The 18,923-nt window shown below is 69.8% G+C and carries 16 protein-coding genes and 1 pseudogene; 10 read left to right on the top strand and 7 right to left on the bottom strand.

The window, feature by feature from the left end:
- Positions 1-116 precede the first annotated feature (116 nt).
- Both kbl and tdh read right to left on the bottom strand, forming a co-directional pair.
- Entirely contained in the window at positions 117-1,310 is a 1,194-nt protein-coding gene (gene kbl, locus A7A76_RS09500) for a glycine C-acetyltransferase (protein ID WP_206410977.1), read from the bottom strand.
- A 377-nt stretch (positions 1,311-1,687) separates the two neighbouring features.
- Positions 1,688-2,722 (bottom strand): L-threonine 3-dehydrogenase, encoded by a 1,035-nt coding sequence (gene tdh / locus A7A76_RS09495; protein WP_206410976.1) that lies wholly within the window; start codon positions 2,720-2,722, stop codon positions 1,688-1,690.
- A 149-nt stretch (positions 2,723-2,871) separates the two neighbouring features.
- Here tdh and A7A76_RS09490 point away from each other — a divergent pair, with 149 nt between their 5' ends.
- Together A7A76_RS09490 and A7A76_RS09485 are read left to right on the top strand one after the other, a co-directional pair.
- Positions 2,872-5,028, top strand: a complete 2,157-nt coding sequence (locus tag A7A76_RS09490; RefSeq protein WP_206410975.1) for a S46 family peptidase — start codon at positions 2,872-2,874, stop codon at positions 5,026-5,028.
- A gap of 253 nt (positions 5,029-5,281) precedes the next feature.
- Entirely contained in the window at positions 5,282-7,375 is a 2,094-nt protein-coding gene (locus tag A7A76_RS09485; protein ID WP_206410979.1) for a S46 family peptidase, read from the top strand.
- On the opposite strand, the gene A7A76_RS26425 is transcribed toward A7A76_RS09485, so the two are convergent.
- On the bottom strand, positions 7,341-7,541 hold the full coding sequence (locus A7A76_RS26425) for a DUF6053 domain-containing protein (protein ID WP_428995116.1): 201 nt from the start codon (positions 7,539-7,541) through the stop codon (positions 7,341-7,343). The genes A7A76_RS09485 and A7A76_RS26425 overlap by 35 nt on opposite strands.
- Between A7A76_RS26425 and A7A76_RS26420 the strand changes: the two are divergent.
- Positions 7,471-7,617, top strand: a pseudogene (locus tag A7A76_RS26420) (DUF6053 domain-containing protein); the annotation flags it as partial. The gene A7A76_RS26425 and the pseudogene A7A76_RS26420 overlap by 71 nt on opposite strands.
- 198 nt (positions 7,618-7,815) lie before the next feature.
- Positions 7,816-9,927: a S46 family peptidase gene (locus A7A76_RS09480; RefSeq protein WP_206410978.1), complete on the top strand. Its 2,112-nt coding sequence runs from the start codon at positions 7,816-7,818 to the stop codon at positions 9,925-9,927.
- Positions 9,928-9,994: 67 nt separating this feature from the next.
- Here A7A76_RS09480 and A7A76_RS09475 read toward each other — a convergent pair whose 3' ends face one another.
- The 3 genes from A7A76_RS09475 to A7A76_RS09465 all read right to left on the bottom strand — a co-directional run bounded on the left by A7A76_RS09475 (position 9,995) and on the right by A7A76_RS09465 (position 11,205).
- Positions 9,995-10,228 carry a DUF6289 family protein gene (locus A7A76_RS09475; protein WP_206410974.1) on the bottom strand — a complete coding sequence of 78 codons (234 nt, stop codon included), beginning with the start codon at positions 10,226-10,228 and terminating at the stop codon, positions 9,995-9,997.
- Positions 10,229-10,453: 225 nt separating this feature from the next.
- A complete protein-coding gene (locus A7A76_RS09470; RefSeq protein ID WP_206410973.1) occupies positions 10,454-10,681 on the bottom strand; it encodes a DUF6289 family protein in 228 nt (75 codons plus the stop codon).
- Positions 10,682-10,989: 308 nt separating this feature from the next.
- Positions 10,990-11,205: a DUF6289 family protein gene (locus A7A76_RS09465; protein WP_206410972.1), complete on the bottom strand. Its 216-nt coding sequence runs from the start codon at positions 11,203-11,205 to the stop codon at positions 10,990-10,992.
- A 586-nt stretch (positions 11,206-11,791) separates the two neighbouring features.
- Between A7A76_RS09465 and serA the strand changes: the two genes are divergently transcribed.
- From serA to folC, 4 genes are all read left to right on the top strand, one after another.
- A complete protein-coding gene (serA, locus tag A7A76_RS09460; protein ID WP_206410971.1) occupies positions 11,792-13,354 on the top strand; it encodes a phosphoglycerate dehydrogenase in 1,563 nt (520 codons plus the stop codon).
- Positions 13,355-13,358: 4 nt separating this feature from the next.
- On the top strand, positions 13,359-14,003 hold the full coding sequence (locus tag A7A76_RS09455; RefSeq protein ID WP_206410970.1) for a histidine phosphatase family protein: 645 nt from the start codon (positions 13,359-13,361) through the stop codon (positions 14,001-14,003).
- Between the two features lie 231 nt (positions 14,004-14,234).
- Positions 14,235-15,239, top strand: a complete 1,005-nt coding sequence (locus A7A76_RS26415) for an energy transducer TonB (protein WP_206410969.1) — start codon at positions 14,235-14,237, stop codon at positions 15,237-15,239.
- Positions 15,240-15,444: 205 nt separating this feature from the next.
- On the top strand, positions 15,445-16,710 hold the full coding sequence (folC, locus tag A7A76_RS09445; RefSeq protein ID WP_206410968.1) for a bifunctional tetrahydrofolate synthase/dihydrofolate synthase: 1,266 nt from the start codon (positions 15,445-15,447) through the stop codon (positions 16,708-16,710).
- 16 nt (positions 16,711-16,726) lie between these two features.
- Here the strand turns inward: folC and A7A76_RS26410 are convergent, their stop codons facing one another.
- Positions 16,727-16,840 (bottom strand): DUF6053 domain-containing protein, encoded by a 114-nt coding sequence (locus tag A7A76_RS26410; RefSeq protein WP_428995115.1) that lies wholly within the window; start codon positions 16,838-16,840, stop codon positions 16,727-16,729.
- A gap of 148 nt (positions 16,841-16,988) precedes the next feature.
- On the opposite strand from A7A76_RS26410, the gene A7A76_RS09440 reads away from it, so the two are divergent.
- Positions 16,989-18,080 carry an SPOR domain-containing protein gene (locus tag A7A76_RS09440; RefSeq protein WP_206410967.1) on the top strand — a complete coding sequence of 364 codons (1,092 nt, stop codon included), beginning with the start codon at positions 16,989-16,991 and terminating at the stop codon, positions 18,078-18,080.
- 71 nt (positions 18,081-18,151) lie between these two features.
- On the top strand, positions 18,152-18,923 hold a 772-nt coding region (locus A7A76_RS09435), incomplete at its 3' end, for a CvpA family protein (protein WP_206410966.1).

Here is an 18,923-nt window from a genome sequence, read left to right as displayed (position 1 = left end):
GCCAGCAGCAGGCGGCGGCGCAGCGCGGAGCGCAACTCAGCGCTCCGCGCCGGCGCGAGCGCGGGCCGCGCGGGCCCGCGTCGCGACAGTCGGCGTCCGTGCCGTCATGCGCGCGCTCAGGCCTTGATCACGCCGAGCTCGCGGCCGATCTTGATGAAGGCGTCGATCGCCCGGTCCAGGTGCTCGCGGGTATGCGCCGCCGACATCTGGGTGCGGATGCGCGCCTGGCCCTGCGGCACCACCGGGAAGAAGAAGCCGATCGCGTAGATGCCTTCCTCGAGCAGGCGCTCGGCGAACTTCTGCGCCAGGGGGGCGTCGTACAGCATCACCGGGCTGATCGGATGCACGCCCGGCTTCACGTCGAACCCGGCCGCGGTCATGCGCTCGCGGAAGTAGGCGGTGTTCTGCGCCAGCCGGTCGCGCAGCTCGCCGGCCGCCGACAGCATCTCGAACGCCTTGATCCCCGCGGCGACCACGTGCGGCGGCAGCGAGTTGGAGAACAGGTACGGACGCGAGCGCTGGCGCAGCAGTTCGATGACTTCCTTCTTCGCCGTGGTGAAGCCGCCGAGCGCGCCGCCCATGGCCTTGCCGAGGGTGCCGGTGAAGATGTCGATTTGATCCAGCACGCCCTTGACTTCGGCCGAGCCGCGGCCGGTCGCGCCGAGGAAGCCGGTGGCGTGGCATTCGTCGATGTGCACGAGCGCGCCGTACTTTTTCGCCAGCGCGACGATTTCGTCGAGCGGGGCGATGAAGCCGTCCATCGAGAACACGCCGTCGCTGGTGATCAGCTTGGTCTTGCAGCCGGCGGCGTCGGCGGCCTGCAGCTGCTTCTCCAGGTCGGCCATGTCGCAGTTGGCATAGCGGAAGCGCTTGGCCTTGCACAGGCGCACGCCGTCGATGATCGAGGCGTGGTTGAGCGCGTCGGAGATGATCGCATCAGCTTCGCCCAGCAGCGGCTCGAACAGACCGCCGTTGGCGTCGAAGCAGGCCGCGTAGAGGATCGTGTCTTCGGTGCCGAAGAACTCGGCGATGGTCTTTTCCAGCTGCTTGTGCAGATCCTGGGTGCCGCAGATGAAGCGCACCGAGGCCATGCCGAAGCCGTGGGTGTCGAGCGCGTCCTTGGCCGCCTGGATGATGTCGGGATGATCGGCCAGCCCCAGGTAGTTGTTGGCGCAGAAGTTCAGAACCGTGCGGCCGTCTTCGAGCACGATTTCGGCCGACTGCGGGCTGGTGATGATGCGCTCGGCCTTGAACAGGCCGGCGGCGCGGATTTCTTCGAGGGTGTCGGCGTAGTGTTGGGTCAGGGACATGGCGGGGTCGTCGTGGCTGAGGCGGCTTGAGCGAGAAGATAGCGGATAGGAGTTAGGAGATAGCGAAAGCACAGGAGCGCAGACGCTTTGGCTATCTCCTAACTCCTACCCGCTATCTCCTGTTTTTCAGTTCCAGCTCAACACGACCTTGCCCGCCTTGCCCGCTTCCATCAGGTCTAAGCCGTGCGTTGGGTCAGGGGCATGGCGGGGGCGTCGTGGCTGAGGCGGCTTGGGCGAGAAGATGGCGAATAGGAGATAGGAGATAGGAGATAGGAGATAGGAGATAGGAGATAGGAGATAGGAGATAGCGAAAGCGAAAGCACAGGAGCGCAGACGCTTTCGCTATCTCCTAACTCCTACCCGCTATCTCCTGTTTTTCAGTTCCAGCTCAACACGACCTTGCCCGCCTTGCCCGCTTCCATCAGGTCGAACCCCTTCTGGAATTCGTCGACCGGCAGCTGATGGGTCAGCACCTTGCCGAGCGGGAAGCCCGACAGCACCAGCTGGGTCATCTTGTACCAGGTCTCGTACATCTTGCGGCCATAGATGCCGTGCAGGGTCAGGCCCTTGAAGATGATCTTGTCCCAGTCCGCGCCGGCGCCCTTGGGCATGATGCCGAGCATGGCGATCTTGCCGCCGTGGTACATGCAGTCGAGCATGTCGTTGAATGCGCGCGGGTTGCCGCTCATCTCCAGGCCGACGTCGAAGCCTTCCATGTGCAGGTCGGCCATCACGTCCTTGAGCGACTGGTTGGCGACGTTGACCACGCGGGTCGCGCCCATGTCGGCGGCGAGCTTGAGGCGGAAGTCGTTGACGTCGGTGACCACCACGTTGCGCGCGCCGATGTGCTTGCAGATGCCGGCGGCGATGATGCCGATCGGGCCGGCGCCGGTGATCAGCACGTCCTCGCCGACCACGTCGAATTCCAGCGCGCAGTGCGCGGCGTTGCCGTAGGGATCGAAGAACGCGGCCAGCTCGCTCGGGATCTGGTCCGGGATCGGCCACAGGTTGCTGGCCGGCATGACGATGTATTCGGCGAACGCGCCGTCGCGGTTGACGCCGATGCCGGTGGTGTTCGGGCACAGGTGCTGGCGGCCGGCGCGGCAGTTGCGGCAGTGGCCGCAGACGATGTGACCTTCGGCCGAGACGCGCTGGCCGACCTTGTAGCCGGTCACGCCGGGGCCGAGTTCGGCGACGCGGCCGACGAATTCGTGGCCGATCACCAGGCCGGGCTTGATCGTGCGCTGGCTCCACTCGTCCCACAGGTAGATGTGCAGGTCGGTGCCGCAGATGGCGGTCTTTTCGAGCTTGACCAGGACCTCGTTCGGACCCGGGCTCGGCACCGGCACTTCCTCCATCCAGATGCCCTTGCCGGCTTCGCGCTTGACCAGTGCCTTCATCGTTTGCGTCATGGGATTTCGATACCTAGGGGCCGCGGCCGGGCCGGGCGGGAAAGAAGGCCGAATTATACGCCCCCGCCGCGGCGCGGCCGCCGCGGCGGGTTTGCCCGCGGCGGGCGGCTTGGCCTATCGTCGCGGCTTCCTCGCCGTACGGAATCACCATGCGCCCCCGTGTGTTAGCCCTGTCCCTGGCGCTGTGCGCCACCGCCGCCCAGGCCGATGAAGGCATGTGGATGCCCTCGCAACTGCCCGACATCGCCCGCCAGCTGCGCGCGGCCGGCTACAAGGGCGATCCGGCCGGGCTGGCCGACCTGACCCGGGCGCCGATGAACGCGGTGGTCAAGGTCGGCGGCGCGACCGGTTCGTTCGTGTCCGGCGAAGGGCTGGTGCTGACCAACCACCACGTCGCCTTCGGCGTGATCCAGTACAACGCCAAGCCCGAGCGCGACCTGATCCGCGACGGCTACGTCGCCGCCGACCGCGCCGCCGAGCTGCCGGCCAATCCGGATTTCCGCGTGCTGGTGACCACCGGTTTCGACAAGGTCACCGAGCGCGTGCTCAAGGACGCGCGCGGCAAGCGCGGCCGCGCCTATTACGATGCCGTGGACAGCGCGACCAAGGCGCTGGTGGCCGAATGCGAACGCGAGCCGGGCTACCGCTGCAGCGTCGCCAACATGTACTACGGCAGCGATTTCTACCTGATCCGCCAGCTCGAGCTGCGCGACATCCGCCTGGTGTACGCGCCGCCGGACAGCATCGGCAATTACGGCGAGGAGATCGACAACTTCGTGTGGCCGCGCCATAGCGGCGATTTCACCTTGCTGCGCGCCTACGTCGGCCGCGACGGCAAGCCGGCCGACTACTCGCCCGACAACGTGCCCTACCAGCCGCCGAGCCATCTGCAGATCGCCACTGCGCCGGTGCGCGAGGGCGATTACACCATGCTCGCCGGCTATCCGGGCACGACCTTCCGCCACCGCATGGCCTCCGAATTCGCCCAGCAGGTGCAGTGGCAGCTGCCTTCGCGGGTGGCGCTGTACGGCGACCTGATCAAGACCATCGACGCCGCCGCGGCCGGTTCGGCCGATGCGCAGGTCAGCTACGCCGCGCAGGTCAAGGGCTTCAAGAACACGCTCAAGCGCGCCCAGGGCGAGCTCGACGGCCTGCGCCGCAGCGACGCGGTGCGGGTGCGCGGCGAAGACGAGAAGGCGATGCTGGCCTGGCTCGACCAACAGGCCGACGCGCGCGCGATCCGCGCCGACATCGATGCCGCGCAGAAGATCCTCGACGCCGGCGCGGCCACGCGCGAGCGCGACCAGCTGCTCAGCGCGATCCGCAGCCAGACCCAACTGCTCAACGCCGCGCTGACCGTGCAGCGCCTCGCGCAGGAGCGCGCCAAGCCCGACGCCGCGCGCGAAAACGGCTATCAGCAGCGCGACGAGGCGCTGATCGAAGGCCGGCTCAAGCAAGTGCAGCGGCGCTATCGCAGCGAAGTGGAAAAGGAAGTGCTGCGCTATCTGCTGGCGCAGTACAAGCGCGCCGCGCAGGGCGCGCAGCGCGTGGCCGAGATCGAGCGCGTGTTCCCCGGCGAGGACGAGGCCGCGCTCAAGCGCAGCATCGACGCGGTCTATGCGCACACCGGTTTCGGCGAGGAAGCCGCGCGCCTGCAGGCGATGAAGGCCGACGCCAAGACCTTGCAGGCGTCGGAGGATTCGCTGCTCAAGGCGGCCGCCGCGTTGAGCCCGGCGTTCGCGCGGATCGAAGACGAGGGCAAGGCGCGCGAGGGCGAGCTGCTGCGCCTGCGCCCGGCCTACATGCGCGCGCTGATCGGCTATCGCAAGTCGCAGGGCCGCGCGGTCTACCCAGACGCCAACTCAACCCTGCGGGTGAGCTTCGGCGCGGTCAGCTCGATGGACCCGCGCGACGGCATGCGTTATCGCCCGCTGACCACGGTCCAGGGCATCGTCGAGAAGCACACCGGCGCCAGGCCGTTCGACGCGCCCAAGGCGCTGCGCGAGGCCATCGCGAAAGGCGATTTCGGCAGCACCGCCGATCCCGAGCTCAAGACCCAGACGGTCGATTTCCTGACCAACCTCGACACCACCGGCGGCAATTCCGGCTCGCCCGTGCTCGACGCCGACGGGCGCCTGATCGGCCTGAACTTCGACAGCAACTGGGAGGCGGTCAGCGCCAGCTGGATGTTCGATCCGCGCTACAAGCGCGCGATCCACGTCGACATGCGCTACCTGCGCTGGCTGCTGGCGAAGGTGTATCCGGCGCCGCATCTGCTCAAGGAAATGCAGTTGCCGGCGGAGTGAGCCAAAAGAGGAACGAGCGAAGAGGAACGAGAAACGTAGTGTTTCGTCGTTTCCGGCCCCTCGACTCGTTCCTCGTTCCTCTTCGCTCGTTCCTCGCTTCGTGGCGACCAACCCGTCGCCACGTTAGACTTCCAAACCGTTTTTTTCCGTACAGATCAGGGGTATACGCATGCGCTACACGCTTTTGGCTGCCGCCGTCGCGGCAGGGACGCTGGGAATGGGGCTGTCGGCTCCGGCCGCGGCGGTGGAGGGCATGTGGGTGCCGCAGCAGTTGCCGGAGATCGCCGCGCCGCTGAAGAAGGCCGGCCTCAAGCTCGACGCCAAGCAACTGGCCGACCTCACCGGCGACCCGATGGGTGCGGTGGTCTCGCTCGGCGGCTGCACCGCCAGCTTCGTGTCGCCGCAGGGCCTGGTGGTGACCAACCACCACTGCGCCTACGGCGCGATCCAGCTCAATTCCACCGCGCAGAAGAACCTGATGCGCGAGGGCTTCAACGCGCCGACCCGCGCCGATGAAGTGTCCGCCGGCCCGTCCTCGCGCATCTTCGCGCTGGACTCGATCCAGGACGTGAGCGCGCAGATCAAGGCCGCCATCGACCGCGGCGCCAGCCCGATCGAGCGCACCCAGGCCGCCGAGGCCGAAGCCAAGCGCCTGGTCGCGCAGTGCGAGGCCGAGGCGGGCTACAGCTGCGAAGTCTCCAGCTTCTTCGGCGGCATCACCTATCGCCTGTTCCGCAGCATCGAGATCAAGGACGTGCGCCTGGTCTACGCGCCGCCGGGCAGCATCGGCAACTACGGCGGCGAAGTCGACAACTGGATGTGGCCGCGCCACACCGGCGACTTCTCGTTCTACCGCGCCTACGTCGGCAAGGACGGCAAGCCGGCCGAGTATTCCAAGGACAACGTGCCCTACCAGCCCAGGCATTGGCTGAAGATCGCCGACAAGCCGCTGGGCGAGGGCGATTTCGTCATGGTCGCCGGCTATCCGGGCCGCACCAACCGCTACGCGCTGGCGAGCGAGTTCGACGCGACCCGCGAGTGGAGCTATCCGGTGGTCGGCCAGCACTACAAGAACCTGGTCGCCCTGGTCGAGCGCACCGCCAAGCAGGATCCGGAAATCGGCGTGAAGTACGCCAGCACCGTGCGCGGCTGGCAGAACGCGATGAAGAACTACGACGGCCAGCTGGAAGGCTTCAAGCGCATCGACGCCGGCGCCCGCAAGCACGCCGACGAAGCGGCCGTGCTGGCTTGGCTGAGCAAGCGCGGCGCCGCCGGCAAGCCGGCGCTGGACGCGCACGCCAAGCTCGAGGAACTGCAGGCGCGCAACGTCGCCCATCGCCAGCGCGACCTGGTGTACGGGCAACTGCGCCGCGGCGGCGTCATCGGCGCGGCGACCAGCCTGTACCGCCTCGCCGCCGAGCGCGCCAAGCCCGACGCCGAACGCGAGCAGGGCTACCAGCAGCGCGACCTGCCCGACATCAAGGCTTCGCTGGAGCAGATGGAACGCCGCTACGATCCGCGCATGGACCGCGAGCTGCAGGCCTATTGGCTGCGCGAGTACGTCAAGCTGCCGGCCGGCGAGCGCATCGCCGAACTCGATCGCTGGCTCGGCGGCAACGACGAGAAGGCGGTCAAGCGCGCGCTGGACAAGCTGGCCAAGACCAAGCTGGGTTCGCTCAAGGAGCGCATGGCGCTGTTCAACGCCGATCGCGCCAGCCTCGACAAGAGCCGCGATCCGGCGATCCAGCTGGCGCAGGCGCTGCTGCCGGCGAACCTGCGCATCGAGCAGGAGGCCAAGATCGCCGCGGGCGAGAGCGCGGTCGCGCGGCCGCTGTACCTGCAGGGCGTGATCGACTATCGCAAGAGCCAGAAGCAGGCGGTCTATCCCGACGCCAACTCGACGCTGCGCATCACCTTCGGCAACGTCAAGCCCTACACCAAGCTCGACGGCAGCAAGCAGGCGGCGTTCACCAAGCTGGAGGAGGTCGCGGCCAAGGCCACCGGCCAGGATCCCTTCGACGCGCCCGATTCGCTGCTGGAGGCCATCGCCGACAAGCGCTACGGCGGCCTGGAGGACAAGCGCCTGAAGACGGTGCCGGTCAATTTCCTGTCCGACCTGGACATCACCGGCGGCAATTCCGGCTCGCCCGTGCTCGACGGCCAGGGCAAGCTGGTCGGCCTGGCCTTCGACGGCAACTGGGAATCGGTGAGCTCGAACTGGGTGTTCGATCCGGTGATGACCCGCATGATCGCGGTCGACCAGCGCTACATGCGCTGGATCATGCAGGAGGTCTATCCGGCGCCGCAGGTGCTCAGCGAGCTGGGCGTGGCGCCGAAGAAGAAGTAAGCGCAGCGGTTCGCCGCGCTGCGAAAAACGCCGGCCCTCGGGCCGGCGTTTTTCGTTTGCGGCCAACGCCGAAGAAAACTCTTGTAGGAGGGGCTTCAGCCCCGATGCTTTTGTTTCGGATCGCGGCGACCCGGCAGAAAGGCATCGGGGCTGAAGCCCCTCCCACAACAGCCATGCCACAACGCAGCTCCCGCGACATCCGCACTAACGAAATTTTTAGTTTTCCCGCCGAGAAAAATTAGCGCAGCGTTAATTCCCGCACCGATCGCAGCCAGGTCGCTTTTGGCAATGGCCTTCACAGTTTTCCCCAGGCTAGACTCGTCGTCCCTCGAACCCGGGACGTCTTGATGCGATACGCGGTGCTGGCCAGAGCGATGGCGATGACAGGAACGTTGCTCAGCGGCCTGGCCTGGCACGGCGCGGCGCGCGCGGTGGAAGGCATGTGGATGCCCGCGCAGCTGCCGGAGCTGGCATCCGCGCTCAAGCAGTCCGGCCTGCGCGCGACGCCCAAGCAACTGGCGCAATGGGCCGATCCCAAGGGCGACCCGCTCGGCGCGGTGGTGCCGCTGGGCGGCTGCACCGCCAGCTTCGTTTCGTCCAAGGGCTTGCTGCTGACCAACCACCATTGCGCGCTCGGCGCGATCGCGCTCAATTCCAGCGGCCAGCGCAACCTGCTGCGCGACGGCTTCAAGACCGGCACCAACAACGAGGAAGTCTCGGCCGGGCCGAACGCGCGCATCTACGTGCTCGATTCGGTCCAGGACGTGACCGCGAAGGTGCAGTCCGCGCTCGCCGCCGCGGCCGATCCGGGCGCGCGCATGGCCGCGCTGGACGCGCTGGAAAAACAGCTGGTCGGCGAATGCGAGCGCACGCCGGGCTACGGTTGCCGGCTGTACAGCTACTTCGGCGGCAACCGCTTCGAGCTGCAGCGCAGCCTGGAAATCCGCGACCTGCGCCTGGTCTACGCGCCGCCGGAAGGCATCGCCAACTTCGGCGGCGAGAACGACAACTGGATGTGGCCGCGCCACGCCGGCGATTTCGCCTTCTACCGCGCCTACGTCGGCAAGGACGGAAAGCCCGCGCCGTATGCGATCGACAATATTCCCTACCAGCCCAAGCGCTGGCTCAAGATCGCCGACAAGCCGTTGGGCGCGGGCGATTTCGTCATGCTCGCCGGCTTCCCGTCGCTGACCAACCGCTACGCCATGGCCGACGATTTCCAGGCCAACGCCGAGTGGACCTATCCGACCGTGGCCGCGCACTACAAGCGCCTGGCCGCGCTGGTCGAGGCCGAGAGCCGCAAGAACCCGCAGACCCAGGCCAAGTACGCGGCCACCGTGCGCGGCTGGCTCGGCGCGGCCAAGAACTACGAAAGCCAGATCGAGAGCTTCCGCCGCGCCGGCACCGCCCAGCTCAAGCGCAACGAAGAGAACGAACTGCTGCAATGGCTGCGCGGCAAGGGCGCGGCCGGGCAGCCGGCGCTGGACGCGCACGCGCGCCTGGTCGAACTGGGCAACCAGGCGCGCGCCGAGCGCGACCGCGACCTGATCCTCGGCCAGCTCGCCGCGACCGGCGCGCTGTGGAACGCCGCCCAGCTCTACCGCGGCGCGGTCGAGCGGGCCCGGCCCGACGCGCAGCGCGAGAGCGGTTTCCACGACAGCGAGCGCGCCGCGTTCGAAAACGGCTTCAAGCAGTTCGACCGGCGCAGCGACGTGCGCGTGGACCGGCAGATCCTCAATTACTGGCTGCACGAGTACGTCAAGCTGGGCAAGGAGCATCGCGTCGCGGCGATCGACCAGTGGCTGGACGGCGACGACGAGAAGGCGATCAAGCGCGCGCTCGACCGGGTCGGCAAGTCGCGCCTGCTCGGCGTGGAGCAGCGCGCCGGTTGGCTCAACGCCGACCGCGCCTCGTTCGAGAGCAAGGACGCGCTCAAGGACGGCGCGCTGGCGTTCGCAGTGGCGGCGATGCCGACGCTGCTGCAGATGGAGCAGGAGATCCGCAGCCGCGCCGGCGAGACCGTGGCCGTGCGTCCGCTCTACCTCAAGGCGCTGGCGGATTTCCGCAAGAGCGTCGGCCGCGCCGCGTATCCCGACGCCAACGGCTCGCTGCGCCTGAGCTACGGCACGGTGACTGCGTACACCAAGGACAACGGCGCGCGGCAACTGCCGTTCACCCGGGTCGAGGAAATCGCCGCGCGCCACAGCGGCGCCGCGCCGTTCGCCGCGCCGCAGCCGCTGCTCGGCGCGATTTCGGCCAAGCGCTTCGGCGCGCTGGCCGACAAGCGGCTGGACTCGGTGCCGGTCAATTTCCTGTCCGACCTGGACATCACCGGCGGCAATTCCGGCTCGCCGGTGCTCGACGGCCAGGGCAAGCTGGCCGGCATCGCCTTCGACAGCAACTGGGAATCGGTCAGCGCGAGCTGGCTGTTCGATCCGGCCGCGACGCGCACGATTTCGGTCGACCAGCGCTATCTGCGCTGGATCATGCAGGAAGCGTTTCCGGCGCCGCGCCTGCTGGCGGAGATGGGCGTGCCGGCGTCGGGAAAGTAACGGCGCATCCGGCCGAAAAACTCCGCGGCGCGTGGCGCCGCGCCGCGGAGCGTTCACGACAACGGCATCAATCGCGCGGCGGCGGGCAGGTCATGTGGCCGCTGCTGTACTTGGCGGTGCGCACGCCCGACTCGCTGTACACGCCGGCGCAGCTCAGTTCGGCCTGGCCGACCACGTTGCCGGCGGCGTCGTAGTAGAAGTAGAACTCGCCGATTTCGTCCGGGCCCGGCGGGCGGGCGAGGGCGGCGGTGGCGACCAGGGCGGCGGTCAGGCCGAGACCGAGGGCGAAAGACTTGCGCATGACGAACTCCTGATTGGCAGTGCGGAAGATGGACATCCGCGCGCGAGGCGCGAACGGTGGCGGGATCTTCGACGCGCGGTGCGCGGCCCGCATCGGGACGTCGCTCTCGTCGGAGCGGGTCGTGCGCTGCGTGGGTCGGTTGGATCGCGGTGCGGCGGTGGTGCGGCGTGCTTCAGACGATGGCGGTCGCGACGGCTGTGGATGCGCAGTCGCGCGCCGCGACGATCACGGCTCGGGATCGCACAGGTAATAGCCCACGTCGTAGTTCTTGGTGAACTTGCCCCAGGATTCGGGCGTGCCGTCGCAGCGGATCGACGAGCGGCCGACCACCGCGCCGGCGTCGTCGTAGTAGGTGTAGATCTGGCCTGGACCGGTCGGGCCGATCGCGGCGAAGGCGGCGCCGGCCACGGCGATCGCCGCCAGGCCGAGCCCCAGAGCGAAATGCTTGCGCATGGTGAGATTCTCTCTTCGATGTGCCGGCGATGCGCCGGCGCAGCAAAGCTATGCCTCGCGAGCGGTTCGCTCACGTGACAACTAACACCAGAATTTCGGTTTGTGACGCGCATCGTGCGATGCGCGACGGTGTCATGCGGGGTAGTGCCAATTGGTCGTAGCTGCGTGGGCGTCGCCGCAAGCTGCGGCGCAGCATGCCCGCGTGCGGGTTCGTGGCGCGGCGCAAGGCGACGTCGGGATCGCTGCGCGAGGAAAAAGCAACGGCGGGGTCGCCCCCGCCGTTGCGATCGGCTTCGGTGCCGCCGCGATCAGAGCTGGCAGAACCAGAAACCCTTTTCGAAATCGTCGGTGACCTCGCCCCACTGGCTGAGGTTGTTCTCGCAGTCGCGCGACTCCACGCCGACCAGTTCGCCGTTGCGGTAGTAGGCCGCGTACTCGCCGGGGCCGACGTAGGTCGCCAGGGCCGCGCCGGCGAACAGGCTCAGGCTCAGGCCGAGGGTCAGAACGAGTTTCTTCTTGCTCATGTGGCTCTCCATGTCGTGATGAGAGCGCCGGATCGGGCCCCGGCGCAGTGCGCTTGCGCGAACGCGGGCGAGCGGGGCGGCGCCGCGCGCGCGGCGCGGCGCGAATGCCGGGCGGGACGGTGCGTGCGAACGCTGCGCGCGAGGCCTCGCCCTGGCCGGATCCTGTCTCTGCTCTGCGGCGCTCGCGCCGGCGGCGGCCGTGGTCCGACCGCTCGCCAGGCAGCTTAGGAACGCCCGGCGCGGGCGCACAAGGCACTGCGCACTGGCAAATCCGACAGGCCGTTGCGGCCGTCCGTTCGTGCGCGAGCGCCCGCGTCCGTGACCCAATCGCAGGTCGCGCACGCGCCGCTTGCAATGCGCGCGCGGCCTGCCGTAGGCTGCGCGGGCAGTCGCGGATTCCCATGCCAGCCGGCCCCGTCTCCCGACCCGTGTCAGAAAGCCGCCCCCAGGCGGCGCCGCCCCCGGCGGTCCCGGTTCCCGGCCCTCGATGGCCCGCGGCGCCGGCGCACCCCAGGCGATCTTTCCCGCAGTGCCGGCTCGCAAGCGTTTCCTCGTCTGATCCCCTCACGACCTGGAGCTTGCGACGATGAAAGTACTGGCCTGCGATGGCATCCACGAAGACGGTTTGGCCCTGTTCCGCGAAGCGGGCTGGGACGTCGTGGTGTCCGACCCGATCAAGGATCCCGCCGCGCTCGCCGATGCGCTCAAGGGCGTCGACGCGATCCTGGTGCGCTCGGCGACCAAGGTTCCGGCCGAAGCGCTGGCCGACGCCGCGCAACTGCGCGTGATCGGCCGCGCCGGCGCCGGTGTCGACACCATCGACGTGGACGCCGCGACCGAGCGCGGCATCGCGGTGATGAACGCGCCCGACGGCAACACCCTCGCCGCGGCCGAGCACGCGATCTCGCTGCTGTTCGCGCTGGCCCGCCACATCCCGCGCGCCGACGCCGGCATGAAGGCCGGGCAATGGCCGAAGAACGGCCTCACCGGTTTCGAACTGGAAGGCAAGAAGCTCGGCGTGATCGGCCTGGGCCGGATCGGCGGCACCGTCGCGCGCAAGGCCCAGGGCATCGGCATGGAAGTGGCCGCGCACGACCCGTTCCTGCCCGCGTCCGCCGCCGGCAAGGGCAGCGTGCCGCTGAAGACGCTGGAGGAACTGCTGGCCTGGGCCGACATCGTCACCCTGCACATCCCGCGCACCAAGGAAACCACCAACCTGCTGTCGGAAGCGAGCATGCGCTCGATGAAGAAGGGCGCCTACCTGATCAACGCCGCGCGCGGCGGCCTGGTCGACGAGGCCGCATTGCTGGCGCTGGTCGAGGAAGGCCATATCGCCGGCGCCGCGCTGGACACCTTCGTCACCGAACCGCTGCCGGCCGATTCGCCGCTGCGCGACAACCCCAAGCTGATCCTGACCCCGCACCTGGGCGCGTCCACCAGCGAAGCGCAGCAGGCGGTCAGCACGATCCTGGCGCGGCAGATCATCGACTTCGTCGCCACCGGCGCGGTCGCCGGCTGCGTCAACCTGCCGCCGCTGACCGCCGAAGCCGCGCGCGAAGTCGGCCCGTGGATGCCGCTGATGTCGGCGCTGGGACGCCTGGCCGCGCGCCTGGTGCCGGCGCCGACGCGCCTGGAAATCACCTACGCCGGGCGCACCGAAGCGCTCGACACGCGGCCGCTGTCGCGCTTGCTGGTGGCGGCGCTGCTGGGCACGGCGTCGGGCCGGGTGACCCCGGTCAACGCGCTGCAGGAAGCCGCCGCGCGCGGGCTCGTCGTCTCGGAAACCCTCGGCGGCAACGGCGACGGGTTCGACCGCCTGCTCAAGCTGCGCGTGGTCGGCGAGAACCGCACCCGCGAGATCGAGGCGACCTTGCACCGCGGCCCGCGCGTGGTCCGCCTGGACGGGGTGGAGATCGAATTCGACCCGCAGGCGCACGTGCTGCTGCTGCGCAACGAAGACCGTCCCGGCATGATCGGCGTGGTCGGCTCCACCCTCGGCGCGGCCGGCGTCAACATCGTCAATTTCGCCCTTGGCGCGGCCGGCGACGGCCAGGCGCGCGCGGCGATCACCGTCGATCGTCCGGTCAACGACGAGCAACTGGCGGCGCTGCGCGCGACCCCGGGCATCCTCTCGCTGGCGCAGGTGTAAGCGCATGCGCATCCTGCTCGCCCGTCACGGAGAAACCCCCTGGAACGCCGAAGGCCGCTACCAGGGGCAGGAAGACATCGCGCTGTCGCCGGTCGGCGAAGGCCAGGCGCGCGCGCTCTCCGCGCGCCTGCGCGAGGTGCCGATCACCCGCGCGGTGGCCTCGCCGCTGTCGCGCGCGCGCCGCACCGCCGAGCTCGCGCTCGGCGAAGAGCGCGCGGCCATGCTCAAGCTCGACCCGGGCCTGATGGAAATCGCCCACGGCACCTGGGAAGGCCTGCTCGCCAGCGAAATCCGCGAGCGCGACGGCGACCGCCTGCGCGCCTGGCGCGAAACCCCGCACGAGGTGCTGATGCCCGGCGGCGAATCGATCGTGCACGTGCTCGAGCGCGCCTGGCCCGCGTTCGCGCGCGCCTGCGAAGGCTTGAAGGACGACGACACCTTGCTCGTGGTCGCCCACGACGCGGTCAACCGGGTGCTGCTGTGCAAGATCCTCGGCATCCCGCTGGCGAAGCTGTGGACGTTCCGGCAGGCGCCGACGACGTTGAATCTGCTCGAAGGCGATCACGTGGATCGGCTCGACGTGGTGCGGCTCAACGATTGCAGCCATCACACCGCGTTGTTCGGCGAGGCGGTGCATCGGGCGTTGTGAGCGCGCGCAGCCGCGCCGACTCGGCCGCGCGCCACCTCGCAACGACGGGCGGCGCCGCGGCCGAGTCGCGCTGGGGCCGAGCCGCAGACGCCGAAACCGCCGCAGCCTTCGCCGCCGCCGGGTCTGCGCGAGGGCGAGCGTTGAGCGTGGCCCGATCGGCGGCCGATCGATGGCGTATGGCTATGTTCCAATAGCCGTGGCCGCCGCACGCGGCGCGATTGGCGGGGCTGTGTGAAACCACTACGTATCGTCTCGACCGTCTGGCTCGCCGCGGCAGTGGGCGCGTTCGCGCCCTGCGCCTGGGCGCAGACGGTGTTGCCCGGCGAAGGCGGGGCGATGCCGCCGGACTGCCCGCCCGGCGCCGCCGCGCGTGCGGCACCGGCGTTTCCGCTCGAGATCTACGGCGCGTCCGGCACCGCCACGCTGGTGCTGGACCTCGACCGTTGCGGCGTGGTCCAGCAGATCTGGATCGAGCGCGATTCGGGCTATACCGCGTTCGACCTCGCCGCGATCGATGCCGCGCGCGGCTGGCGGCTCACGCCGGAGCTGCACGACGGCGTCGCGGTGCCGTCGCGGGTGCGGGTGCCGGTCGATTTCCAGGCGCCGAGCGCGCGCCAGTTTGCCGACTACCACGCCAAGGCGCAGATCGAATGGGATCGGCTGTGGCCGTTTCTGCAGGTGCCCGTGGCCGCCGCGGCGCGCGACGGCAGCCTCGACGGTTATCAGCCCGATCCGTTGTCGATGCAGCCGGGCACGGCGCAGAGCCTGAGTGCGCGCGTGCGCGCCGAAGGCCGGCCGATTGCCGGCGGTGTGCTGGGCTGGCCGGCGTATCAGCTGACCGAGTCGGGACAGCGTTTCCGCTGGCTGCTGACCGTTGCCGGCGCCGCCGCCGCGCCGGCGCTGGTGCGCCAGCGCCTGGTCAGCGACGGCGAAAAATCGTTCTGGGCCAGCAGCGCGCTGTGCGACGGCGACGTGGCGGCCTGCGCCAAATGGGAGAAACAGCTGCGGCGCTGGCCGCGGCAGCAACCCGGCCAGCCATTGCCGAAGGAGTTGCCGGTCGGCGTGCCGCCGCCGGATCGGCAGCCGCAATTGCGTCCGATCGGGCCGCGGCCGGGCGACGCCGCCCCGGCGAGCGCGGACGATGCGCCCAGGCCGGTGTGGCGGCGCACGCCGGCGCCTGCGGATTCCGGGCGTGGCGAGTCCGAGCAAAGCCGGAAATCCACCGAGCCGTCCTGACGCCATCGCAGCCTTGCGTAGCGACGAAGACGCGCGGGTTGGTCTCCGACTGCAGCAGCGGCGCAAGCCGCGACCGCGAATCAGCAACTGCGATGGGCCGACGCAATGGCCGCGTTTTCGCGGTCGCGACTCGCGTCGCTCCTACAGCGGGCCTTGCGCGCAGGCTTGCGTCGCCCGATGCGCCCGGATCGGCGACAATAGCCGCATGCAAACCCGCTCCCTCGCCGACTGGCTCTCCTACATCGAACGCATCCACCCCAAGTCCATCGACATGGGGCTCGAGCGCATCCGCGAAGTGCATCAGCGCCTGGGCCTGACCCGCCCCGGCCGCGAGGTGGTCATCGTCGGCGGCACCAACGGCAAGGGCTCGACGGTCGCCTTCATCGAGGCCATCGCCCGCGCCGACGGGCGCCGGGTCGGCGCGTATACCTCGCCGCACCTGCTGGCCTACAACGAGCGCATCCGCATCGACGGCGCGGATGCGGCCGATGCCGACATCGTCGAAGCGTTCCAGGCGATCGAGGCCGCGCGCGGCGAAACCGCGCTGACCTATTTCGAATACGGCACCCTGGCCGCGCTGTGGCTGTTCGAGCGCGCGGGGCTGGACCTGGCGATCCTGGAAGTGGGGTTGGGCGGCAGGCTGGACGCGACCAATCTCGTCGATGCCGACGTCGCGGTGATCACCACGGTCGATCTGGACCACCAGGACTACCTCGGCGACGACCGCGAGAGCATCGGCTTCGAGAAGGCCGGCATCGCCCGCGGCTTCAAGCCGCTGGTGCTCGGCGACGACGATCCGCCGTCGAGCGTGCTGCGCCATGCTTACCTGATCGGCGCCTCGGCGGTGCGCGCCGGTTGCGATTTCTTCTTCGCCCCGGCGGCGGACGACGCGGCGCGCTGGAACTGGCGCGAGGTCGGTTTCGAAGTCGAACTGCCGCGCCCGGCCTTGAGCGCGCCGGTGCAGATGCGCAACGCCGCGGTCGCGATCGCCGCGCTGCGCGCGCTGGACGCCGCGCCGAGCGAACGCGCCCTGGCCGAAGGCGTGGCGCGCGCGCAAGTGGCTGGCCGTTTGCAGCGGTTCGAACGCGGCGGCGCCGAGATCCTGGTCGACGTCGGCCACAACCCGCAGGCCGCGCGCGAACTGGCCGCGTGGCTCGATGCGCAGCCGCCGCGGCCGACCCGCGCGGTGTTCGCCGCGCTCGGCGACAAGGACGCGGCCGGCGTGGTCGCGGCCCTGGGCGAGCGCATCGACGCCTGGCATCTGGCCGGTCTCGGCGGCCCGCGCGGAGTAACGGTGGACGAGTTCGCGCAGCGCTTGAGCGGCACCGCCGCCGCGGCCGGGCAACGCCACGCCGGCGTCGCCGAGGCCCTGGCCGCCGCGCGTGCGGCGGCGGGCGAGGGCGAACGCATCCTGGTGTTCGGCTCGTTCCATACCGCGGCCGAGGCCTTGCAGGCGCTCGCAGACGCGTAAGCCCGTCGCCGGCCTTTCAGCGGCGAGAGCGCGATGCTCTTGTGGGAGGGCCTTCAGGCCCGACGCTTTCCTGTCCGATCGCCTTGACCTGACAGGAAAGCGTCGGGCCTGAAGGCCCTCCCACACACATCAGCGGCTTGTTTTCATCCCGCAAACGCACCCGATGCGCAGCGCGTTTTTCTGAACGCCTGACCGGACCGCACCGCCGGTCCCCGGCCGGGGTGCCGCCCGGAGGTATAATTCGCGCGGCACCCCGGCCAGCGAGCGACTGAGTAGCGATGGAACCTGCCCTGAAACAGCGATTGATCGGTGCGTTGGTGTTGATCGCACTGGCGGTGATCTTCCTGCCCATGCTGATCAAGGGCCCGGCGCCCGAAAGCGGCGCCTCCGATGTGCCGCTGACCCTGCCCGACCAGCCGCAGGGCGGCCAGACCGAAACCCGCGAGCTACCCCTGGTGACCCCGGGCGATGCGCCTTCGAACGGCATGGTCGGCATGGAACGTCCGCAGCCCGAGCCCAACGGCGCCGCGCCGGCCGGCGACGGCCAGACCCTGCCGACGGTGGACACCGCCGCCGGCCGCCCGGGCATGCAGCCCGCCGCCACCGCCGGCGGCGACTACGCGGTGAGCTTCGGCAGCTACGCCAGCGCCGGCGACGCCGACCGGGTCATCGCCGCGCTGCAGGCCGCGCGTCTGCCGGGCTATCAGGAAACCGCGGCCGGCGCCAACGGCCGTACCGTCTACCGCGTGCGCATCGGCCCGTTCGCGACCCAGGCCGACGCCGAAGCCGCGCGCCTGAATTCGACCAAGGTGCGCAACGACATCAACGCCAAGGTGGTCGTGCTCAACGCCGACGCCGCCGACCTGGCCTCGGGCGCGGCGCCCGCGCCGGCTAAGCCGGCCAGCGTCCCGGCGCCGATCGCCGAGGCCAAGCCAACCAAGCCCGCGGCGCTCCCGCCGGAACAGCCCAAGCCTGCGAAGCCCGAACCGGCCAAGCCGGTCGCGGCCAAGCCTGCCGAAACCAAGCCCGCCGCCAAGCCGGCCGAGCCGCCGAAGCCGGCCGAGACCAAGCCGGTCGCCGCGGCCAAGCCGGAGCCCGCCAAGCCCGAGCCGGCCAAGCCCGCCGCCGCCGGCACCGGCTTCGCGGTCCAGCTCGGCGCCTTCGGCAACGCCGAGGAAGCCAACAAACTGCGCGACCGCGCCCGCGCGGCCGGTTTCAGCGCCTTCGTCGAACAGGTCCGCACCGACAAGGGCACGCTCAACCGCGTGCGCATCGGTCCGGTGGTCAATCGCGCCGACGCCGACAAGCTCAAGGGCCAGGTCGCGGCCAAGCTCGGCATCGGCGACGCGCTGGTCAAACCGCACCCGTGACCCACGGATGCGGCGCGACCGCAACCGGCTGCCAGGCGACGGCGGCCGCAAACGCTAGGGAGTAAGGCGAAATGACGGCTCTGGACTGGGGCTTGCTGGTGATCGTGGCGCTGTCGGCCGTGCTGGGCATGGCGCGCGGCCTGATCGGCGTGGCGGTATCGCTGGGGGCCTGGCTGCTGGCCGGGCTCGGCGCGTTCCTGTTCGGCGGCGAAGTCGCCCGCGGGCTCAGCGACAGCGGCGTGAGCTGGGGTTCCTACATCGGCGGCTACACCCTGTGCTTCGCCGCGATCTGGGTCACCGTGAGCATCCTGGGCTGGGTGATCCGCACCGTCGCCCACTCCTACGGCCTGTCGGAGATGGACCGGCTGATGGGCCTGGGCCTGGGCACCCTGCGCGGGCTGATCTTCGCCTGCGCGCTGCTGGTGGTGCTGGGCATGAGCACGCTGCCGCGCGAGCGCACCTGGCGCGAGTCGAGCCTGGCCAGGCTGCTGATGCCGGGCGCCCACCTGATGCGCAGCGCGCTGCCGGACGCGATCGCGCGCAAGGTCGACCTGGAAGGCCGCGGCGGCTCGCTGCAGGACACCGTGCAGGCCGAGGCCGGGCAGGTGGAAAAGAACCTCAAGGGCAAGATGAAGTCGACCGGCAGCGACCTGACCGGCGGCTTCGGCGGCCTGCCCAATCCGCTCGGCGGGCTGTCCGGCGGGCAGGGCATGGGCGGCGATTCGGCCCAGATGCAGCCCGAGCCCTTGCCCGAGCCGCAATCGCGCTCGCGCGGCGGCGGCGGGGTCGGCGGGCTGACCGATCTGCTGCCCGGCGCGATGCGCGACCTGCTGCCGCAGCAGG

Origin of the sequence: Lysobacter enzymogenes, assembly GCF_017168095.1 — a bacterium.
GTDB lineage: Bacteria > Pseudomonadota > Gammaproteobacteria > Xanthomonadales > Xanthomonadaceae > Lysobacter > Lysobacter enzymogenes_D.
This window is presented reverse-complemented; position numbering and strand designations above follow the sequence as displayed.

Bases quoted from the DNA above. Each gene is read 5' to 3' on its own strand.
- A7A76_RS09470 (WP_206410973.1), bottom strand. From the start codon at position 10,681: ATGCGCAAGCATTTCGCTCTGGGGCTCGGCCTGGCGGCGATCGCCGTG.
- A7A76_RS09480 (WP_206410978.1), top strand. From the start codon at position 7,816: ATGTGGATGCCCGCGCAGCTGCCGGAGCTGGCATCCGCGCTCAAGCAG.
- A7A76_RS09485 (WP_206410979.1), top strand. From the start codon at position 5,282: ATGTGGGTGCCGCAGCAGTTGCCGGAGATCGCCGCGCCGCTGAAGAAG.
- tdh (WP_206410976.1), bottom strand. From the start codon at position 2,722: ATGACGCAAACGATGAAGGCACTGGTCAAGCGCGAAGCCGGCAAGGGC.
- A7A76_RS26410 (WP_428995115.1), bottom strand. From the start codon at position 16,840: ATGTGTGTGGGAGGGCCTTCAGGCCCGACGCTTTCCTGTCAGGTCAAG.
- A7A76_RS09490 (WP_206410975.1), top strand. From the start codon at position 2,872: ATGCGCCCCCGTGTGTTAGCCCTGTCCCTGGCGCTGTGCGCCACCGCC.
- A7A76_RS09465 (WP_206410972.1), bottom strand. From the start codon at position 11,205: ATGAGCAAGAAGAAACTCGTTCTGACCCTCGGCCTGAGCCTGAGCCTG.
- folC (WP_206410968.1), top strand. From the start codon at position 15,445: ATGCAAACCCGCTCCCTCGCCGACTGGCTCTCCTACATCGAACGCATC.
- serA (WP_206410971.1), top strand. From the start codon at position 11,792: ATGAAAGTACTGGCCTGCGATGGCATCCACGAAGACGGTTTGGCCCTG.
- kbl (WP_206410977.1), bottom strand. From the start codon at position 1,310: ATGTCCCTGACCCAACACTACGCCGACACCCTCGAAGAAATCCGCGCC.
- A7A76_RS09440 (WP_206410967.1), top strand. From the start codon at position 16,989: ATGGAACCTGCCCTGAAACAGCGATTGATCGGTGCGTTGGTGTTGATC.
- A7A76_RS09475 (WP_206410974.1), bottom strand. From the start codon at position 10,228: ATGCGCAAGTCTTTCGCCCTCGGTCTCGGCCTGACCGCCGCCCTGGTC.
- A7A76_RS09455 (WP_206410970.1), top strand. From the start codon at position 13,359: ATGCGCATCCTGCTCGCCCGTCACGGAGAAACCCCCTGGAACGCCGAA.